This is a genomic window from Photobacterium sanctipauli (assembly GCF_003026495.1).
Taxonomy (GTDB): Bacteria; Pseudomonadota; Gammaproteobacteria; order Enterobacterales; family Vibrionaceae; genus Photobacterium; species Photobacterium sanctipauli.
This window is the reverse complement of record NZ_PYMA01000001.1, coordinates 301,668-319,652: the sequence shown is the minus strand read 5'-3', so window position 1 is coordinate 319,652 and position 17,985 is coordinate 301,668. Positions and strand designations below refer to the sequence as shown.

Genomic DNA, 17,985 nt, shown 5'->3' with positions numbered 1-17,985 from the left:
AATGCAGGCCCACAAGCTCAAATAGCGATGAGCGGGCATCAAAAATACTGCGACAGAGTGTGCCTGAAAAGCACGAGTTGTGCACGGGAATTGTGTGATGAATAAAAACTTAAGTTAAGAAAGGATGTAATAGTGTCAAAAAATTTTACAATCTTTGGCCTTTGCGAGGTTAAGTGGTTGTAATTGTTAATATGGAACAATTATTGCTTTATATGGATTTTCTTGATGTATAAGGATTATGCAATGTTGTTCAAGTTTAAAAAAATGACCATGAAATTTTATTTTCTTCTTTTTATGTCGAAAATCTTATTTTTCATTCCAAGTGTAAATGCAGAATTAATTACGTATTCATTTGAGGGCTTTTTTAATAGTGGGCAATCAAATGACTTATTCAATGCAGGTGATAGAATCAGTGGTTCATATACTTTTGAATCTAATTCTTCATTGATGACTTACAATGGGCCAGATCCAGCTATTGATAATGTAGGTAGGATTATTGATGATACATTAATCGGTACAAAGTGGGACTTTACAATATTTTCTTCATTGATTGGAACGTTTTCCCACTCAAGCTTTTCAAGTTCTACTTTTGGTAACTTAACTATAGGAAATAACTCTACTTTTGGTGACTTATATATAGTTACTTTAGGAGATGTAGCATATACACCACCAAATGCTGGAGGGTTTAACTTTTTACAGTTAGACTTACGAGATAGTAATGCTAATGGTGCCGATATAATTGATGGAAATCAAGTAAGCAACTTACCTGACTTTTCTTTAGCTAGCTTCACAGGTGGACGCTTTTTTGTACTTTCACCTACAGGTGGTTGTACTCAATGTGGAATTACACTTACCTCTTTGTATAGTTCTGTACCTGAACCAAGTTTTATTTATATATTTATTACTTTTATATTATCTTTAAGCTTTTATTCTGTTTTTCTTAAAAAGCCAGTGATTGGCAATACTATTTAGAAATAACACCTACCTCAGACTGTACTGAGGTAGGTTATTTCGCCTGCTACTCACCGTCCGCATATTGTGCAAAAGACTTCTTGTTTTGCGCATTGATGTACTCAGCCGTGATCACTGGTTCATAGCGAACCTCATCACTTTCTGTTAAGCCCATGTCGCGAGGGTCGATCACCGAGTCTGGGGTTGGATCGAAGAAAATGGCAATTGAGTGGCGTTCATTGCCCGAGCGGTTGATGACGCGATGCAGGTTGGAGCTGAATCGATCGTTTGACCAGCGGTGCAAAAGATCCCCCACGTTGCAAACTAGGGTACCCGGAATAGGGACTGCCGTGACCCACTCGTTGTCTTTAGTGAGTACCTCTAACCCACCATTCATATCTTGGAGTAGTAGGGTCAAGACACCGTAGTCGGTATGAGGGGCCGAGCCGTAACGCTCTTCCGCTTCATCCTGTGCAGTTGATACTGGGTAGTAAACCAGCTGGCCGCGCGCAAGCGGTGTTTGGTAACGCTTGGCGAAGAAATCTTGCTCTAAACCCAGTGCTAAGGCGATAGCTGCAAGAATTTTATGGCCGACTTGGCAAGCTGCGTCATAGTATGGAAGCAGGTCTGTTTTTAGCTCTGGGGTAGAGTTATCAGGCCAGAGGTTATCGGCAATTAAGGGAAGCTCTTCACGTTTTTGATTAAGCTCGTCTGTCCATTGCTCGGGTCCCCAGAAGAAAATCTCCTTTAAGTCATGGGTTTTGTTGCCTTCCAATGTTGCCATTCCCGGAGCAAGCCAACCTCGCTGGCTAGTATTAACCGGAATTTCGCCCTTCGCCTCTTGTGGCTTGGCAAAGAAACCTCGCATTGCAGAGCCTGCAGCGTCAATGACTTGCTGTGGGATACCGTGGTTGGCGATATAGAAAAAGCCCTTATGAGTAACGGCGTCAAGAATTTGCTTAGCCACAGCTTCAATATTATCGCCCGCAATTAAAGGCGCGATGTCGATAACGGGAATATCGTCAGTCGTAATGGTTCTTGCCACGGCATATTCAGCTTGTTTGATGACTTCTATCTGCGCAGCTTTGTTCATTGGAGCGGTTGGGGCAAGGGTATCGGTAGCCATAATTTTCCTCTCGACTTAGTTAATCCGTTATCTAGCTGTTGGTGGTGGCATGTGACTTAAGTTTTGTATTCTTAACTTTATTCAAGGTTGTATACAGTTTAGCGATCGAAAAGAAAATGTGTAGCCATTTTGTTACCAAACTGTGATCGGCTAACGGTTTGAATGCAGGGTATTGCTTTGATGAAGGCATCGAAATATTCATCGATTTCATAAGCCAGCACCAATTTTTAAGCATTTGCAGGGGATAAATCTTGACTCCGATGAAGCAAACTGAATACAGTTCATCGAGAATTTATGAAAAAAGATTAATAAGAATGCCTAGCTCAACCATTGATAAGCCTATGAAAAAAACAGCAAATTCAAGCGAAGATATCGACGTATACCAAACCGTTAGGGATATGGCGATTTCGTTTCACTTCAAGCCAGGGGAGCGAATTAATGAAGGTAAACTCGCCACGCTTCTTGGGGTAAGCCGAACTCCTCTGCGAGAGGCTATGCAGAAATTGGTCTCTGATAAACTGTTGCGCTGGGAAAGAAACAAAGGCTTCTTTTGCCATATGCTCGACGAGAAAGAAGTGTTCGACTTGTATGAATTCCGCAAGATCATCGAGCAGCAGGCGACACATTTGGCTGCCGAGCGTGCCAGTGATGAAGAACTACAAGCATTAAAAGCCTCTGCGATTGAGTACTCGCAACTGGGTGAAGATACACCAAAGGAAGTGTTGTTGGACTTCGACCAAAAGTTGCATCAGCAGTTGGTCATGTTATCGGGAAACCAGGAACTGGCGGAAGCGTTGAAGAAGATCAACCAGCGTATTTATTTCATTCGCTGGGTTAACTTGACCGATCGACCGACAGGGAATGAGTCGGAGCATATTCATATTATTGAGGCGTTGATTGCCCGTGATGCCCAGAAGGCGATGGCCATTATGGGTAACCATGTTGAAAAGCGTAAAGAACAAATCTCAAACTATATTAGAGAAGGCTACGGCCATATTTACACCGGGAATACGCCCAATATTGTTAAGTAATTCAAGCATATAAATTCTCGCTGAACCTGTACCTTGAAGTTGCTTGGGTATATTCGCTTAGGCATTGCGGTTGCTTCGGCCTACTTTCCTTGAAGAGAAGAGGAAAGTAGGCCGTTTTTGTTGATGATGGTTTTACATTTTAATCACATTTTTATCACTGTTGTTTGACCTTTGATATTCTGTTCTGTATACAATTTAGAATACAGAAAAGAATGTGGCCTGCGTAACCATAACGATTACAGCGCAAGGGATTCATAAAAATAGTGAGGGAAAACAATGAAAATGCTCAATAAAGTCGTGCTTTTATCTGCTTCAATGCTGCTTCCTGTTGCCAGTCATGCTGAGACCATCGAGTGGACGTCTGGCCAGCTGGGCGGGGGCTGGTACAGTATGTCTTCTGGCTTGGCGAATTTGATCAAGAAGGATAACCCAGAGTTTAACCTCAAAGTGGTACCGGGAGGTGGCACGGCAAACCCAACCAAAGTTAACCGTGGTCGCAGCCAGATCGGTTGGGGCCTAGATACTTTCACGTACCAAGCATACACAGGTACGGTGTTGTTCAACGGTAAGCCGCATAATGATTTGAATACTATCGGCATGAGCTTTTCTGACGTATACAGCCATTTTATCCGTGCCGAAGATGCGCCTTATCAATCAGTTGAGGAAATCTTGAAAGGGAAAAACGTGAAGATTGGTATCATTCAGCGTGGCTCGTCAGGTGAGCAGGCATTTCGTTGGATCATGGAAGCTAATGGTACTGACTACAACACTCTGCGTAAGAAGCAAGGCTTTAAAATCAACCACGGAAGCTTTTCTGAGCTAAGTTCGCAGTTCAAAGACGGGCAGATTGATTATGTCTTTGGCAACCTAGGGTTACCGGGCGCGGTTGTTATCGAGATGAGCCAATCTCGCGATTTGGCATTTGTTGATTTCTCTGAGCAGCAGCTTGAGAAGCTAAACAAGAACTACGGTTTATTGCCAACAGCGATTCCGGCTGATACTTACCAAGGTGTCTCCCAACAGGCCCATACCATCAAGATGGCAACCACACTAATGGTGAATAAATCGGTATCTAATGACACGGTTTATAAGATCACCAAATCGCTGTGTGAGAACCAAGCGCAATTGCCATCAATCCATGACAGCATGTCTGTATTTGACTGTGCAACCTCCATGCAGGATGCACCAGCACCTATCCACCCTGGTGCTGAGCAATACTTCAAGGAAAAGGGCTACCTGTAATTCTAGTTTCATTAGCGTAATGAAAAGCACAAGCAAGGCTGCTTGTGCTTTTCATGAGTAAATCTTATTCAATAGCCCGAAATGGAGTCTTATCATGGCTACTGATGTTAAGGAACCTCAACCGCAGCAGACCGACTTTCAACGACTGCTAATGCTGTTCATCATGGGCTGGGCAGTAGTGGGTACATGCTTCCACTTCTACAGCGCATTCATTGGTTATCTAGAGCCAAGAACCCAGCGTTCAATCCATTTATTATTTTTACTCCCTCTTATTTTTCTTGTGACGCCGGGCCGAAAGTCTAATGCAGGCAGAGGTGATTTTTATTTACCAAGCTGGTCAGGAATGTTGCTGTTCCTTGTCGCCATCGTGCCTTTTGCCTATTCCTGGATGGATGCGGAGAGGATCAACTATCGTCTTGAAGGGGTCGATGAAATCCTGCCAATAGAAATGCTGATGGGAACGGTGGCAACGGTGTTGATCGTTGAAGCAATTCGCCGTGCTGTCTCGCCTGTGCTTGCCGGACTCGTAGCGGTGAGTATTGGCTACCTGTTCGTTACTGATTATATGCCCGGGGTGCTGCATTATCGCCCGATAGGTTTTGATGAAATTGTCGAAACCTTGTTTTTGATGAATGGGCAGGGGATCTTAGGCTCAATCACGGGCATTGCTGCCACCATGGTCGCTATCTTTATTGCTTTCGGGGCATTTATGGAAGCCAGTGGTACCGGGCGACTCTTCACCAATGGCGGTGAGATGATTGCCGGCCGTTATGCGGGCGGCCCAGCTAAGGTATCGGTCGTGACTTCGGCTTTCTTCGGTACCATGAGTGGTTCAGCGTCATCGAATGTCTTTACCACAGGATCATTTACCATTCCGATGATGAAGCGCATCGGCTATCGCCCTCAAGTGGCTGCGGGTATTGAAACGGCAGCCAGTGTCGGTGGGCAGAGTGCACCGCCTATTATGGGGGCGGGTGCTTTCATCATGGCGGAGATGACCAATACGCCATACTCCGACATTATTGTTGCGGCGGTACTGGGCTCGTTCTGCTTCTTCTCTTTGGTGTTTATTTCGGTTCACTTGGAGGCGAAGAAAAACAATCTGAAGGGAATGGATCCGGCGGATCTTCCGACCCTCAAAGATATCGCCAAAGATCTTCACCTCTTGCTACCAATCGTCGTGCTGGTTGCCTTGTTGATGATGCGTTATTCGCCGCATACTGCCGCCTTGTATTCCATTGTGGCGACATTGGTGATCACCTCTCTGAGAAGAAGCAGCCGCTTTGATCTGAAAAAGCTGGTGAACGTGATGTATAAGGCAGGGGTGAATACCGCTCCAATAGCCATTGCTTGTGCTGGCGCGGGGATCATTGTTGGCGTGCTAACCAAAACAGGTTTGGTTGTATCTATTGGTGGCATCATCTCTGATGTATCTGGCGGTAGCCTTTGGCTGGCTGCTTTAATACTGATGTTTGTTACCTTAGTCATGGGAATGGGCGTGCCGACCACTGCAGCTTATGTCATTACTTCTGCGATTGGTGCGCCAATGTTAATCAATGAGTTTGGGGTACCGGTACTTGCCGCACACATGTTCGTGTTCTACTTTGCGATTTTGGCCGATGCCACACCGCCGGTATCGATAGCTTCCTATGCTGCCGCTTCGATTGCTCGTTGTAATCCACTGGTAACAGGCTTGCATGCATCTCGAATGGCTATCGCAGGTTACATCGTTGGCTTGAGCTATCTATTCGTCCCTGAGATGCGGATGGAAGGGGAAGTACACAATATTATTGGTCACTTGATTGCCATTATTGGCGGTCTGACCCTTGTCGCTGGTGCCATTACCGGCTATTTGGGTGGTAGGCTGAATATGGTGATGCGTGGTGCGCTGATCTTGGTTGGCTTGTTCTTAGCACTATACTCTGAACTTAATCTGGTTGTACGTGTAATCGCAGTACTGACTGTGCTAGCCGGGTTAGTTTATGTGCCTAAGCTCACTCGCAAGGAGATGAAGCAAGAGCTTTCATAGTACGTAGCAGAAGCTTTGAACTATTAATTAAATGAAAGGAGCCGTTGGCTCCTTTCTTCGTTTGGCATTAGATATTTCCACCCTATTGTTATTGCATGCCTATGATCGAAGTAGCTATTGAGCACGTTTAAGTTCAGTGACTTGGATGAAGAGTGATTATCGGCAATGAAGAAATCCCAGTTACCTAGTAAGCAATGTAAGGTGTGCGGCTTACCTTTTACTTGGCGTAAAAAGTGGGAAAAGGTGTGGCATGACGTGAAATATTGCTCGAATCGGTGCCGAATGCAAAGGAAGGTGAAGCATGGATAAACATTACCGCTGCCTGAGGTTGATACTCGGCGATCAGCTGAACTTGAGTCATTCATGGTTTAACCAAGTTGATGATGACACACTGTATGTTATCGCTGAACTACCGCAAGAAATGGATTATGCCTCGCATCATATCCAAAAGATCCAAGCCTTCTTCTTGGCAATGGCAAATACGGCTGATGCCCTGTCAGCCTCTGGCCATTCGGTGTTGCACCTAACCTTAGATGACACTAGTTGTTACGCTAATCTGCCTGATTTGATTCAACATTTGATTGTACGTTTTGACTGCCAACGATTTGAATACCAGCAGCCTGATGAATTCCGGCTTCACCAGCAGTTAGCCTTGTTGTGCCAGCAGCTGGCCATCGAAACAGTCTGTGCCGACACCGAGCATTTTATTGTTCCTCACGATCAAATTAGTTTGTATTTCTGCCAAGAGAAATCAGGGCGCTTAGAAACCTTCTATCGCAAATTGCGGAAAAAGCATGCCATTTTGATGACGGAAGAGGGACAGCCAGAAGGCGGCAAGTGGAACTTTGACAAAGCGAATAGGGATAAGCTCAAGCCCAGTGATATTGCCGAATTACCTGAACCCCTGATTTTTGACAATGATATCGCTGAGATCAATTTGCGTTTGCAGCGACATCAGGTGAAAAGTATTGGCATAAGCCGCGATAAGTTAATTTGGCCGGTGACCCGAGCGCAGTCATTACAGTTATTGGACTTCTTTTGCACCCATTGCTTGCCCAATTTTGGTCGCTTTCAAGATGCGATGACCTGCCAAGCTGACGACTTGCTATGCAATAAACAATGGAGTCTTTACCATTCGCGGCTGTCATTCGCCTTGAATAGCAAGATACTTAATCCCTTGGAGGTGATTGAATGTGCGATCGCCCATTACAGGGCCAATGAGGCGATTAATATCGCCCAGATAGAAGGCTTCGTTAGGCAAATTCTTGGTTGGCGGGAGTTTGTCCGCGGAATCTATTGGACCCATATGCCTGGCTATGCGGCGCAGAATCACCTCAATGCTCGGCAGGCTTTACCATCTTGGTTTTGGAGCGGTAAAACCAGGATGAATTGTTTACACCATGCTATCACTCAATCGCTTGAATATGGCTATGCCCACCATATTCAGCGCTTAATGGTTACAGGTAACTTTTGCCTGATAGCTGGAATTGACCCTGCAGAGGTCGATGCGTGGTATCTGGGCATTTATGTTGATGCAATTGAGTGGGTGGAAATGCCAAATACCCGTGGCATGAGCCAGTACGCCGATGGTGGGATAGTGGGTAGCAAGGCCTATGCCGCGAGTGGAAACTATATCAATAAGATGAGTGATTACTGCCAGCATTGTCATTATCAGGTGAAAGAGAAGACAACCGAGAATGCTTGCCCATTAAACAGCTTATATTGGCATTTCATGACGCATCATCGAGAGCAATTTGAGCGCAACCCAAGAGTCGGGATGGTGTATCGCAATTGGGATAACCAACCGGATGAAAACCAGCAAGCGGTATTGCAGCGGGCCAAGCAGTTATTGATAGATATAGAGTTGTTATGACAGTAACGCTTTGAATGAAGAGTTTGAATGGATAGAAAGTGCCGCTTCCCTCATGGATAAAATGAAGATAGCGGCATCACTGTTAGGTTTGTTAAGTATGACTTAACGCGCCAACTTATGGTGTGCTCGGGAGAAATGGCCAGCGCAGAATGCACCAACGATGGATAGCTCACCCGCCAAGCAAAGGGCGGCACAGACTTCGGCCAAGGCTTGCGACTTGCCGGCACCATGCAGCCCCATCAGATCCAAACAGGCCTTCTGGCTTGGTAGCGAGGTACCGCCGCCAACAGTACCCACCATGAGGTTGGGTAGGGTGACCGAGGCGTACAAGCCGCCATCTTTGTTGACTTCTATACGGGTCATGCCAACGGCAGATTCGGCTACGCAAGCGGCGTCTTGGCCACAGGCAATGTAGAAAGCCGCAAGCGCGTTGGCATAATGGGCGTTGATCCCGATACTGCCGCTTAGGGTGCCACCGATGGTATTCATGCGGGCAAACTCAGCCATTTTCTCTGGCGTGGTATGTAGCATTTTCTCAACCAAGGCTTTTTCGATGTTCACTTCGGCTGTGACTTTCTTGCCTCGAACACCACGCAGGGTTTGGGCCGTTGCTTTCTTGTCACCTGAAAGGTTGCCATCCAAGAAAGCCTGCTGTGGTTTGATCGGCGTATGGTGCAAAATATGCTCGAATACCGCGTTGGTGGAAATGGTCACCATGTTCTGGCCCGATGCATCGCCTGTCAGGTACTCGAATACCAGGTATACGTGGTTGCCCTCAATGTTGACGTTGATGTCGGAGAGTTTGCCGTGGCGGGTGGTTGATTCGGCAATGGCGCGGAATTCATCGTACTGGGTGACCACCCATGCGACGAATTGGCCCGCTTCTGCGAGGTCATAGAAGGCGAAACATGGTGTTCGGGTTACCCCTTCGTTCAGGAGCATGACACTGGCACCGCCCGCTTTGGTGATGAGCTGCGAGCCACGGTTATACGATGCAACCAGTGCGGCTTCGGTAGTGGCAAGCGGGACATGGTAATCATCCTCGGCAAATAGGCCGTTAACCCGTAATGGGCCGGCAATACCGATAGGCATTTTGATGGTGCCGATAAAGTTCTCGATGTTTTTGTTGTAACACGCCATTTGCTGGTGGGTGTGTTCATCGAGCAGCTGTGCTTTGGCTTCTGCGTTGTCGAGGGTTGCCCAGCGTTTCTCTACCGCTTTCGGGGTGAGATAGGGAGTACGTGGCTGTTTTTTTTCTGGCTTATCGTGGTTTGGACCCAGTTTTTGTTGTAGTTCTTCTGATGAAAGATGTGTAACTAGTGATGTTGTATAGTCACGGCGATGCAGGTTTAGCTTTGGCATAGCAATACTTCTTAACATTCGATGGCGAGGATTCTACAGCCCAAATACCAAAACACTACTCCTGCCAGATAGTTAGTTACAAAGAAATACAGGAGTCATTCAGGTTCATCCTGCTTCGCCAGTGCCAGAAATGCTGCCATCCCACTGATATCTAAATAACCATCCGCTTTTTTATGGGTACGTAGGTATTGGTATCCCGTAATAATTTTTAACAGTTCGTCTGATTCAGTATTGCTGATTTTTTTGCCACTTACATGTTCATAAGCGGTAAACAGGGCTGATTTATCGACCACTTCAGCCTGACGGTATAGGTAGCCACAGCCTGTTGCCAGCCATTCAAGAGAGCAATTGGCGCGCATGGCAATTTGGTTGGCTTTGGTCAGGCTTGGCTCGCTCCCCTTGAGATACTTTCTGATCAGCGCTTCGCTGATGTCTACCCGGCGGGCAAACCCACTGATACTTTCTTCACCAATTAAAGACTTCAACCGATCGGCAAATGACATAGTTCGTACTCCAGTTCGAGGCTTTCGATTTATAGCATTGCGAACTGGGCAGAACAAGCCTAGGATGGATGCGATTTTTGAGTAAACGGAGTTAAGTCCAGATGGTGGCAAAAGTTGAACTCACCCCGAACGGGCAGCAGTTTTCTGAGTTGGTTCAAGGATATTGGCGTCTAGCTGATTGGCACATGAACCCGCAGGCGCGCTTGAGCTTTTTGAAGCAGCATATAGAAATGGGCATCACAACAGTGGATCACGCCGATATTTACGGCGGTTACACTTGCGAGCAGTTGTTTGGTGAAGCGCTAGCCATTGACCCAAGTGTGCGCGACCAGATTGAAATCGTGACCAAGTGCGACATCAACCTGTGTACTGATCTGGTGCCAGAGCGCAAGATCAACCATTACGATACCAGCAAACAACACATCGTGAATTCGGTGAACAACTCGCTGTCTCGCCTTCAGGTGGAAAATATTGATGTGTTGCTTATCCACCGTCCGGATGTATTGATGGAAGCGGATGAAGTCGCAGAGGCATTTGCGCAATTGAAACAGCAGGGCAAGGTTAACCATTTTGGTGTGTCTAATTTCACACCTTCGCAGTTTGAGCTATTGCAATCACGCCTTGATGCACCATTAGTGACCAACCAAGTGGAAATTAACCCGCTTAACTTTGAAGTGGCTCATGACGGTACCCTGGACCAACTACAGATGAAGCGTGTTAAACCTATGGCGTGGTCATGCCTGGGTGGCGGCGCGATTTTCTCAGGTCAATCTGAACAGCAGATCCGCGTCCGTAATGAGCTTGAAGCCATTCGCGAGGAAGTGGGCGCGCAGAGCATAGACCAAGTGATTTATGCTTGGGTACGCCGCTTGCCTTCTAACCCGCTGCCAATCATTGGCTCGGGTAAAATCGAACGTGTGCAAGCAGCGGTCGACGCGCTGGATATTACGCTTACCCGTGAGCAATGGTATCGGGTTTGGGTCGCGTCAAAAGGCCACGGTGTGCCTTAGTCGATAGATAGCCGATAAATAGAAGGAGCCTCATTTAGAGGCTCCTTCTATTTCGTATGGTCTTGTCTGGTTTTAGCCGGCTTGAACCGGCCGCTAGAAGCACATCATCTTATAGCTTTTCTTCTGGGCACAATCTGCGATTTTGAGTGCCTCTTGGTACTGCTCATCATGCGGGTAGGCATCAACCAGTTGCTGGAAGGTTTCAACCGCTTTGGTCGTTTGCTTATTGTTATAATAAGCCCAGCCTCGAATTTCCATTAGGCCGATATCTTGGCCGTACTGGTGTTCAAACTGTTCACTCCTGTTAATGACATATTGGTAATCCTGCTTTTCATAGGCATTGAGGATTGCTTTTGATTCCCGCTGTTTGGCATAAAGGCTTTTCTGGGTTGGGTCTGATAGCTTGTGGGCGAGAAATTCTGCGTGTTGCTCAAAGCCCGATTTATTGAGTGCCAAGGTATAACCATATTGAGTTGATTCATACTGCTTGTCGCTGGATGCCATACCATCTAGGGCCTGTTCAAATGAGCGCTTCGCAGTAAGGGGGCGATCCAGCTTGTACCATTGCCAACCCGCAAGGGCATGTTGTTGCGGGGTGAGGCTTTTCTCTTTGTTCAATAGCGTCAGGCAGCGTTGAGGGTTGGTTTCGCATGCTTTTGCCAGCTCTGGTGAGCCAGAGCCCGTATGGAGTTTTTTCAGCGACGGGTAGCGTGAAGACCATAGCGACTTGAATCTATCGTACTCTGCTGTTTTATTTAGCCCTTGAAGGCTCAGCAACTTGCCTTCAATTTGTTTCCTGGTTGGGGTTTCCGTCCAGTTAATCGATTGATCAAACCAAGATAAGGCCTGCGGGTAGTTCTTGGTTTTCAGGTACTGCCAGCCGAGTAACTCAGCACCTTTAGGGTCTTTCACTTGTTGAATTTGTTTACTGGCGGTTTTAGCAGTGGCACTGCTGACACGCTGGTTGCCAAGTTGCGATAGTTGAACTTGATACGCCAGCTTGTCGTATTCCGCTTGATTGAACCCGCTGCTTTGCTTGTATTTTGTGAGGATATCAGGGCCAGCTGCTGCGCGCGTCCAGCCAAGTAGCTTCTGGGTGGTGCTCAGACTGAACTCAGGGCAGCTCTGCAAAATGTTGCTGAACTTCGCTTTGGCGTTAGGGCCATAGCCTGTCGCGACTTCGTTTTGCAGGTCTAGCCACATCCATTGAATACGCTGGCAGCTCATCCAGTCAGGGTGGGCTGCTAGCAAGGCATTGGCGGTTGAACTTTGTTTATTTTGCACCGCTTGATCAAGGCTGTTAAGTGTCGATTGGTATTGAATTTCGTCATCGAGCTTATCGGAAATCTGCTGGTTTTCGGCCGCTGCCTGGGCGGCTTGCCAGCCTTTGTTTTCGAGGATCTTCCATATCGGTGTTTCATCGTAGTAGGCATTGGTTGGCGAATTCACCTCTACCGACACTTGGCGGTCAAGAAGTTGGATATGTGCTTGGTCATTGGCAAAGGCACTGCTAGAAACGAGCAGCGCAAGGTATAAAGGTTTCATTGGCAGTACCTCTCATGAAATGCAATATGGGAAAAGATAATCAAGCTGGCAGAATAGTAGTCATCCGCCTTGGTAGGGTGGGGTAATGCACTGCGGTGCTTGTATTTTTCCTGACTGAGTTGAACCAGTGTCGCGACGGCATTAGCCCCTCTGGGCGCGGCGTAGTTGGCCATTTGGTTATTACTGATATTGACCCAAGCGCGATTGTATTCGCTGATCCAGCTTTGGTAGTGGTCGTTAATCACGCTGTTGTATCCACCCCATATTAAATAGAGCGGGATCCGGTAGCTGGCATAGCTGAACTGGGCAGGAAACTGCTGCGCCGGTTGCCAAGTGTCGTTTCTGTACTCGAGCCAATCTGAAGGCAGTTTAAAGCTGCCAAATTGGTTTTTATTCAAGATGTTGATACCGCCTTGAGACAGCTGTTTCCAGCTATCGTCGAAGCGGGCAAAGTCATTGAATGCCGGATAAACCCAGTAGGAAGGGTTTATGACAGTGCTGTATGACTTATCAAAACCGTATTGCGCTGGCAGTAGGGCATATTCACCGTCAAGCTGGATGATATGGCTGTCTGATAGCGCATCGATAATTTTCTTCGCTTCTTTACCGTATTGCTGCTCAGGCCATAGCTTATCGGCTTTGAGTAATGCCCAGGCGATAAAGATATCGCCGTCACTGGCATTATTTGGATCTGGAATATGCGGTGGCTGGGGTTGCCACTTCCATGAAAACAAACCATCTTCTCGGCGTTGAAGGGTCTGCTTCGTCCAGTGCCATAAGGATTTGAATGTTGCGTGGTCACTGAAGTAAGCAGCCATCAGCATGCCATAGCCTTGGCTTTCACTATGGCTGATGCTGTCATTGCCGTTGTCGACTACTCGCCCTTCAGGTAGGACGAATTGAGTTTTGTAGAATGACCAGAGCTGCTGGTCATCCTGTATGTTGCAGCCATGTACCTTGGCTTGCACCGATGAGTGGCTCAGCAGCGGCAAGGTCATGGCTAATATTGGAAGCCATTTCATTTTTTTGCCTCCAAAGCACGCTGCACCATGAGGGCAAGTGGTGCCAGCAGGGCAAATAAAATCAGCGGTAGCGAATAAGGGTGAGTGATAAAACCAGCTCGAGCTAACTGGACATCACTTTCGTGGCTAGGTGTAGCTAAAGCAATTGTGCCTTGTGTTTGCGGTGACTTATCAGAGAGGTAGATAGCCATGTCTTTGTTCAGGCTGGCTTCATCCCTCGCATTAAATTCAATTTTATGCCAACCAGCACCATCGGTTGATAGCCTTGCTAGGCTGTCGCTTGGTGCGACGGTTTGCCAGGTTGGCGTAAAGCTGCCGTATTGCCCAGCCGGCGTTGCGGCAGTCGTCACTGTTGATGCCCCTGACGACTCCACCATCGATGCAAGCAGCTGATGGCGTAATTCATCCATCATATTGTCACTTTTTGGGGCTGAAAGTGAGTTTGGGATCGCGGTATTGCCGACATTAAACACCAATTGTATTGGTCGCTTGGCTGTTGGCGATGTCGTGATTAACAACTGCTCCATTGGTTTGCGTGCTTGCAATGAAACATGACTCAGTAGCTCCCATACAGCGGCTAAGTCACTGTGCTGATCATAGTTAAGGCTGAGTTGAGTTTTAGCCCCTTGCTCTGTAGTCGTAAACAGCAGTTGGTCTGCGTGCAGCTTTTGCTCATTGACTGAGTAATAGTTAACCCAAGCGCCCATTTTCAGGGTAGAGGTAGAATCAATTTGGGCAATGAAAGGTTGGTAGTTTTTCCCTTGCCCGAATTCACTCATTTGCTCCGGGCCATACAGCTCAATACTGACGGTGTTTAATCCAGCGTGTAGTTTTTCCATCGGGAAAGACAGGCGGTAGTGCTGGGCGTTTCGCCAGTAACTTGAACGCAATGGCATGCTGTTGGCATATTCGCCGTTCACACGTAACACCATGGCTGCTTCACCTGGCTGTACCTTGGGGTGGCTTAGCATGAGGTTGATGTGTGCCGTATCGCCTTTGTTTACCAGGGTATTGGCGGGCATCATCATAGGTAGCACTAAGGGTGAATCACCAAAGGCTTGTTGAAGCGTAAACGTATTGAGTGGGTATTGCTTATTACTTGCCAGCACCGCTTGCGCTTGGTGATCTTTTGCTTCAACCAAGGCATAGGATTGGTTAGGAAGTAGGTTGGCAGGGTTGGCAAAGAATTGGGCAGCCTGCATTAATTCCAAGTTGTTTCGGCCAGACACCACAAACACCCACTGCTGCTTTTCCGGGGCAAAGTGGAAGCCAAGATAGGGACCGTTAATGGCGGCAGTGAAGTTTTTCGGCAAAACACTGGCGTTTAAGATTGACTCAGGTAACCCGAAAATAAGGTTAACTTTACTGCTAGGTGCCACATGATTTTCAGAGTCTTGAGCTTGGTTGAGTTGAAATTGATAAGCATCAGTGCCGCTACGCAGTGTCCAACCTTGCACCAATAACCCAGCTACAGACAGCGCGGTATCACTGTTGGTTTCTAATAGGTTGGTAAGCATAATGCTTTCTTGGTGAAGCTGGCCGCTACGCATCAGTGCAGCGAAACTGCTAAGCGATGGCTGCTCCCGAGTATAGTGATAATCAATCTCGTAAAATGATTGCTCAGTCAGGACTTGGGTTACCGCTTCCGACGCTTCCATTCTTTGCTGGGTCAAACTCAGCGACGGTGGAAGCTGGTGGCGGACGGATAGCGTCATCACATTACCGTATCGCTGCAACAAATCAGGCGTTAGGGTCGCAACAACTTGTTGCGACTCCGTTCTTGGTTGCAGCTGGATGTTGGCCAAAGGCTTCTCACCTAGCTGCAGCCATAGTGTTGCAGTATCGATATTTCCTGAGTGCGCTAACTTAAGTGTCACTTTCAGGCTATTGGCTTGCTGGTTTTCCAGAATCGTCAGTGGGAAGCTGATTTTATCCCATTGACCGCGAAGCATCGCATCTTGCCCGTCGGGCAGAATAAAGTTTAGTGGTACTTTGGTGACTTCTGCTTGACTGAACCCGCTGGCAACCAGCAGCATTAGCATTGTTATAAACCGTTTCATTAGCGTACATCCTGTGTTGAGCCGTGGGAAATACCTTTTACCTCTGAAGGTGTTGGTTGCTGTTTTGCGGTTGAGCTAACCAGTGCGCAGCTTTGTATCGCCAGCTTGAAGAAGCTGATCATTGCTCGCAAAATGCCTTTTTCTTGCTGCTCTTCAAACTCTCTTCGTTTAGACCACAACTGGCTATTTGAGAAAGCTAATGAGGTCAGGACTTTTGCCGATTGAACGTTGCTTTCGAGTAATTCGCAGCTGAGCATTTGACCTGATGCTAGCAACTGGCTGTGGTGAACCTTCATCGCAAAGGTATAGGGCTTGATACGAGATTTGCTCTCACCTTGTTTGGGTGGGTGTTTGATATAGCAAGTCAATTCGACCACATCACCCGCAGCCAAAGGTGATTCTAGCGATTGAACCGTCACTCGCGCGCCGTTGACCGAGGCATCATTGATGACTGCGCTGGCGCCCATGTTATTTGCTGACAGGTAGGCGGGCGATTGGCATTGCGTTCGGGGCTCGATGCGACGTTGTCTGCGCTCGGCTGTCGCGCCAAGGCAGGCCAAACACAAGATCAGGTTAAGGGTATTGAATACCAGTACCACAGTGAGCTGGCCTTGCTCGATTGGGTAATTGAAGACCCGGTAAATACCCCAGACTTCAGCAATCGAGATAATACACAGCAGCCCGAAGAGAACGGGGGCCAATGGTGAGAAGTGCGCTTGCTCGGTGGTTTCCCCTTTGGGTGTGACTGTGAAGCTCGGTTTACGTGGGTTAACAATCGCTGAGAGCGTTGGCAGCACCAAGTACAGTGATAGTATGGTTTCGTAGAACTCCGAGAAGAGTGCATTACGGGTTTTGCCGAATAGATGTTGGTTGATAGCTAAGCTGATCAAAAGGTGGGGCACGGCAAAAGCAAGGAAATCACTACCATTACCGACGAAGATTTGCAGGTCGAACAACAAGTAACACAATGGCGCCAGCAAATAGACGGTACGGAAGATAGGGAAGAACCAGAACAAGGTTGAATTTATGTAGCAGAGCTTTTGCGGTAAGCTCAAGCCTCGTTTTAGCAGCGGGTTATTGAGCATGAAGATTTGTATCATACCCTGTGCCCAGCGAGAGCGCTGCGTGACGTAATTGCCAAAGGTATCTGGGGACAAGCCTGCAATCATGGCGATATTCAAATAGGCGCTATCCCAGCCTTTGGCATGCATGTTCAAAGCGGTATCGGCATCTTCGGTTATGGTTTTGGTCGAAATGCCACCGACTTCTTCAAGTGCTGAGCGACGGATCACCGCAGCCGAACCACAGAAAAAGCTGGCGTTCCAAAAATCCATCCCCTTCAATATTCGGTTATAGAACATTTCGTTCTCGGCTGGCACTTTATCCTGAATACCTAGGTTACGCTCAATGGGGTTTGGGGTGGCGAAAAAGTGTGGCGTTTGGACAAAGCCAAGGTTTGGCTGTTGTTGGAACATACCAACAGTGTTTAATAAGAAGTCTTGAGTGGGAACATGGTCAGCATCGAGGATCAGGATCAGCTTACCCTTGCTATGCTTCATCGCGTTATTGATATTACCCGCCTTGGCTTGGATGTTATCAGGGCGAGAAATATAGTTTGCGCCTAGTGATTGGCAAAGTGCCTTTAGCTCATTAGTGCGCTTGCGGGCTGCTTCTGCAAGGTGCAGGTCTGGATTGTTGAGTTTATTGGCAGTACCCCCATCATCCAGAATCCATACATTGACCTCCCCAGGGTATTTTAGTTGCATGGCGGCCGTCAGGGTGGGGCTAACAACCCGAATTGGTTCGTTGTAGGTTGGAATGAAGACATCAATGCTAGGTAATGGTTTGCTGTCATCAATTGGGACGATGTTACGCTCTTTCTGCTGCACATTAACGAACATGCCGAGTAAGTAGATGGTGATGCCGTAAATTTCAGTGACCAACAGCGCAACAGCAAACGGAATATCGAGGTTACTCTCCCAAGGCAGAGTCTCAGTATATCGCCACCAAATATAGCGTATAGAGATAAGGGCACCGGTCAGCAGCATGGCTAACTGCAGGAATTTTTTCTCTTTCATCAACATACTGAACATAACGATGACAAAAGCGGATGAGGTTAACCAGATTTGGGTCTCAACCGTTACTTTGATCGTTGCGATGCTGATGATGGCGAAGATGAGAATACAGGCCAGTAGCCACTTCATCCATGTGACAGTATGAGAGTTTCTCAT

General features: G+C 47.3%; 14 protein-coding genes. 7 read left to right on the top strand and 7 right to left on the bottom strand.

Annotated elements, in window-relative coordinates:
• The first annotated feature begins 225 nt into the window (after nucleotides 1-225).
• Nucleotides 226-972 (top strand): hypothetical protein, encoded by a 747-nt coding sequence (locus tag C9I98_RS01405; RefSeq protein WP_107271468.1) that lies wholly within the window; start codon nucleotides 226-228, stop codon nucleotides 970-972.
• Nucleotides 973-1,018: 46 nt separating this feature from the next.
• Here the strand turns inward: C9I98_RS01405 and C9I98_RS01400 are convergent, their stop codons facing one another.
• Nucleotides 1,019-2,077, bottom strand: coding sequence for an isopenicillin N synthase family dioxygenase (locus tag C9I98_RS01400; RefSeq protein WP_211318291.1), 1,059 nt, complete (start codon nucleotides 2,075-2,077; stop codon nucleotides 1,019-1,021).
• A gap of 341 nt (nucleotides 2,078-2,418) precedes the next feature.
• On the opposite strand from C9I98_RS01400, the gene C9I98_RS01390 reads away from it, so the two are divergent.
• The 5 genes from C9I98_RS01390 (at nucleotide 2,419) to C9I98_RS01370 (ending at nucleotide 8,252) form a co-directional block, all read left to right on the top strand.
• Nucleotides 2,419-3,108, top strand: a complete 690-nt coding sequence (locus C9I98_RS01390; protein ID WP_158262649.1) for a GntR family transcriptional regulator — start codon at nucleotides 2,419-2,421, stop codon at nucleotides 3,106-3,108.
• 276 nt (nucleotides 3,109-3,384) lie between these two features.
• A complete protein-coding gene (locus tag C9I98_RS01385; RefSeq protein WP_036826777.1) occupies nucleotides 3,385-4,350 on the top strand; it encodes a TAXI family TRAP transporter solute-binding subunit in 966 nt (321 codons plus the stop codon).
• A gap of 94 nt (nucleotides 4,351-4,444) precedes the next feature.
• Nucleotides 4,445-6,379: a TRAP transporter permease gene (locus C9I98_RS01380; protein WP_107271466.1), complete on the top strand. Its 1,935-nt coding sequence runs from the start codon at nucleotides 4,445-4,447 to the stop codon at nucleotides 6,377-6,379.
• A gap of 165 nt (nucleotides 6,380-6,544) precedes the next feature.
• Nucleotides 6,545-6,688, top strand: coding sequence for a DUF2256 domain-containing protein (locus C9I98_RS01375; RefSeq protein WP_081878976.1), 144 nt, complete (start codon nucleotides 6,545-6,547; stop codon nucleotides 6,686-6,688).
• Complete coding sequence (locus C9I98_RS01370; RefSeq protein WP_036824299.1) at nucleotides 6,681-8,252, top strand: cryptochrome/photolyase family protein; 1,572 nt, start codon at nucleotides 6,681-6,683, stop codon at nucleotides 8,250-8,252. The genes C9I98_RS01375 and C9I98_RS01370 overlap by 8 nt, the downstream gene beginning before the upstream one ends.
• A 102-nt stretch (nucleotides 8,253-8,354) precedes the next feature.
• Here C9I98_RS01370 and C9I98_RS01365 read toward each other — a convergent pair whose 3' ends face one another.
• Both C9I98_RS01365 and C9I98_RS01360 read right to left on the bottom strand, forming a co-directional pair.
• Nucleotides 8,355-9,614: a hydroxymethylglutaryl-CoA reductase gene (locus C9I98_RS01365; RefSeq protein WP_107271465.1), complete on the bottom strand. Its 1,260-nt coding sequence runs from the start codon at nucleotides 9,612-9,614 to the stop codon at nucleotides 8,355-8,357.
• A gap of 95 nt (nucleotides 9,615-9,709) precedes the next feature.
• A complete protein-coding gene (locus tag C9I98_RS01360; RefSeq protein WP_036824138.1) occupies nucleotides 9,710-10,117 on the bottom strand; it encodes a helix-turn-helix domain-containing protein in 408 nt (135 codons plus the stop codon).
• A gap of 101 nt (nucleotides 10,118-10,218) precedes the next feature.
• Here C9I98_RS01360 and C9I98_RS01355 point away from each other — a divergent pair, with 101 nt between their 5' ends.
• Nucleotides 10,219-11,127, top strand: coding sequence for an aldo/keto reductase (locus C9I98_RS01355; protein WP_036824141.1), 909 nt, complete (start codon nucleotides 10,219-10,221; stop codon nucleotides 11,125-11,127).
• Nucleotides 11,128-11,220: 93 nt separating this feature from the next.
• On the opposite strand, the gene C9I98_RS01350 is transcribed toward C9I98_RS01355, so the two are convergent.
• The 4 genes from C9I98_RS01350 to bcsA are packed head-to-tail and all read right to left on the bottom strand — an operon-like array spanning nucleotide 11,221 to nucleotide 17,985.
• Nucleotides 11,221-12,672, bottom strand: coding sequence for a tetratricopeptide repeat protein (locus C9I98_RS01350; protein ID WP_036824144.1), 1,452 nt, complete (start codon nucleotides 12,670-12,672; stop codon nucleotides 11,221-11,223).
• The gene (locus tag C9I98_RS01345) at nucleotides 12,669-13,694 is read right to left on the bottom strand and encodes a family 8 glycosyl hydrolase (protein WP_036824147.1); all 1,026 of its coding nucleotides are present in this window, start codon (nucleotides 13,692-13,694) and stop codon (nucleotides 12,669-12,671) included. Before C9I98_RS01345 ends, C9I98_RS01350 begins: the two co-directional genes overlap by 4 nt.
• Entirely contained in the window at nucleotides 13,691-15,754 is a 2,064-nt protein-coding gene (locus C9I98_RS01340) for a hypothetical protein (protein WP_107271464.1), read from the bottom strand. Before C9I98_RS01340 ends, C9I98_RS01345 begins: the two co-directional genes overlap by 4 nt.
• On the bottom strand, nucleotides 15,754-17,985 hold the full coding sequence (gene bcsA / locus C9I98_RS01335) for a UDP-forming cellulose synthase catalytic subunit (protein WP_051902141.1): 2,232 nt from the start codon (nucleotides 17,983-17,985) through the stop codon (nucleotides 15,754-15,756). The genes C9I98_RS01340 and bcsA overlap by 1 nt, the downstream gene beginning before the upstream one ends.

Excerpts from the sequence above, each read along its gene's own strand:
- C9I98_RS01405 (WP_107271468.1), top strand. The coding sequence starts at position 226 with ATGTATAAGGATTATGCAATGTTGTTCAAGTTTAAAAAAATGACCATG.
- C9I98_RS01400 (WP_211318291.1), bottom strand. The coding sequence starts at position 2,077 with ATGGCTACCGATACCCTTGCCCCAACCGCTCCAATGAACAAAGCTGCG.
- C9I98_RS01390 (WP_158262649.1), top strand. The coding sequence starts at position 2,419 with ATGAAAAAAACAGCAAATTCAAGCGAAGATATCGACGTATACCAAACC.
- C9I98_RS01385 (WP_036826777.1), top strand. The coding sequence starts at position 3,385 with ATGAAAATGCTCAATAAAGTCGTGCTTTTATCTGCTTCAATGCTGCTT.
- C9I98_RS01380 (WP_107271466.1), top strand. The coding sequence starts at position 4,445 with ATGGCTACTGATGTTAAGGAACCTCAACCGCAGCAGACCGACTTTCAA.
- C9I98_RS01375 (WP_081878976.1), top strand. The coding sequence starts at position 6,545 with ATGAAGAAATCCCAGTTACCTAGTAAGCAATGTAAGGTGTGCGGCTTA.
- C9I98_RS01370 (WP_036824299.1), top strand. The coding sequence starts at position 6,681 with ATGGATAAACATTACCGCTGCCTGAGGTTGATACTCGGCGATCAGCTG.
- C9I98_RS01365 (WP_107271465.1), bottom strand. The coding sequence starts at position 9,614 with ATGCCAAAGCTAAACCTGCATCGCCGTGACTATACAACATCACTAGTT.
- C9I98_RS01360 (WP_036824138.1), bottom strand. The coding sequence starts at position 10,117 with ATGTCATTTGCCGATCGGTTGAAGTCTTTAATTGGTGAAGAAAGTATC.
- C9I98_RS01355 (WP_036824141.1), top strand. The coding sequence starts at position 10,219 with ATGGTGGCAAAAGTTGAACTCACCCCGAACGGGCAGCAGTTTTCTGAG.
- C9I98_RS01350 (WP_036824144.1), bottom strand. The coding sequence starts at position 12,672 with ATGAAACCTTTATACCTTGCGCTGCTCGTTTCTAGCAGTGCCTTTGCC.
- C9I98_RS01345 (WP_036824147.1), bottom strand. The coding sequence starts at position 13,694 with ATGAAATGGCTTCCAATATTAGCCATGACCTTGCCGCTGCTGAGCCAC.
- C9I98_RS01340 (WP_107271464.1), bottom strand. The coding sequence starts at position 15,754 with ATGAAACGGTTTATAACAATGCTAATGCTGCTGGTTGCCAGCGGGTTC.
- bcsA (WP_051902141.1), bottom strand. The coding sequence starts at position 17,985 with ATGAGAAACTCTCATACTGTCACATGGATGAAGTGGCTACTGGCCTGT.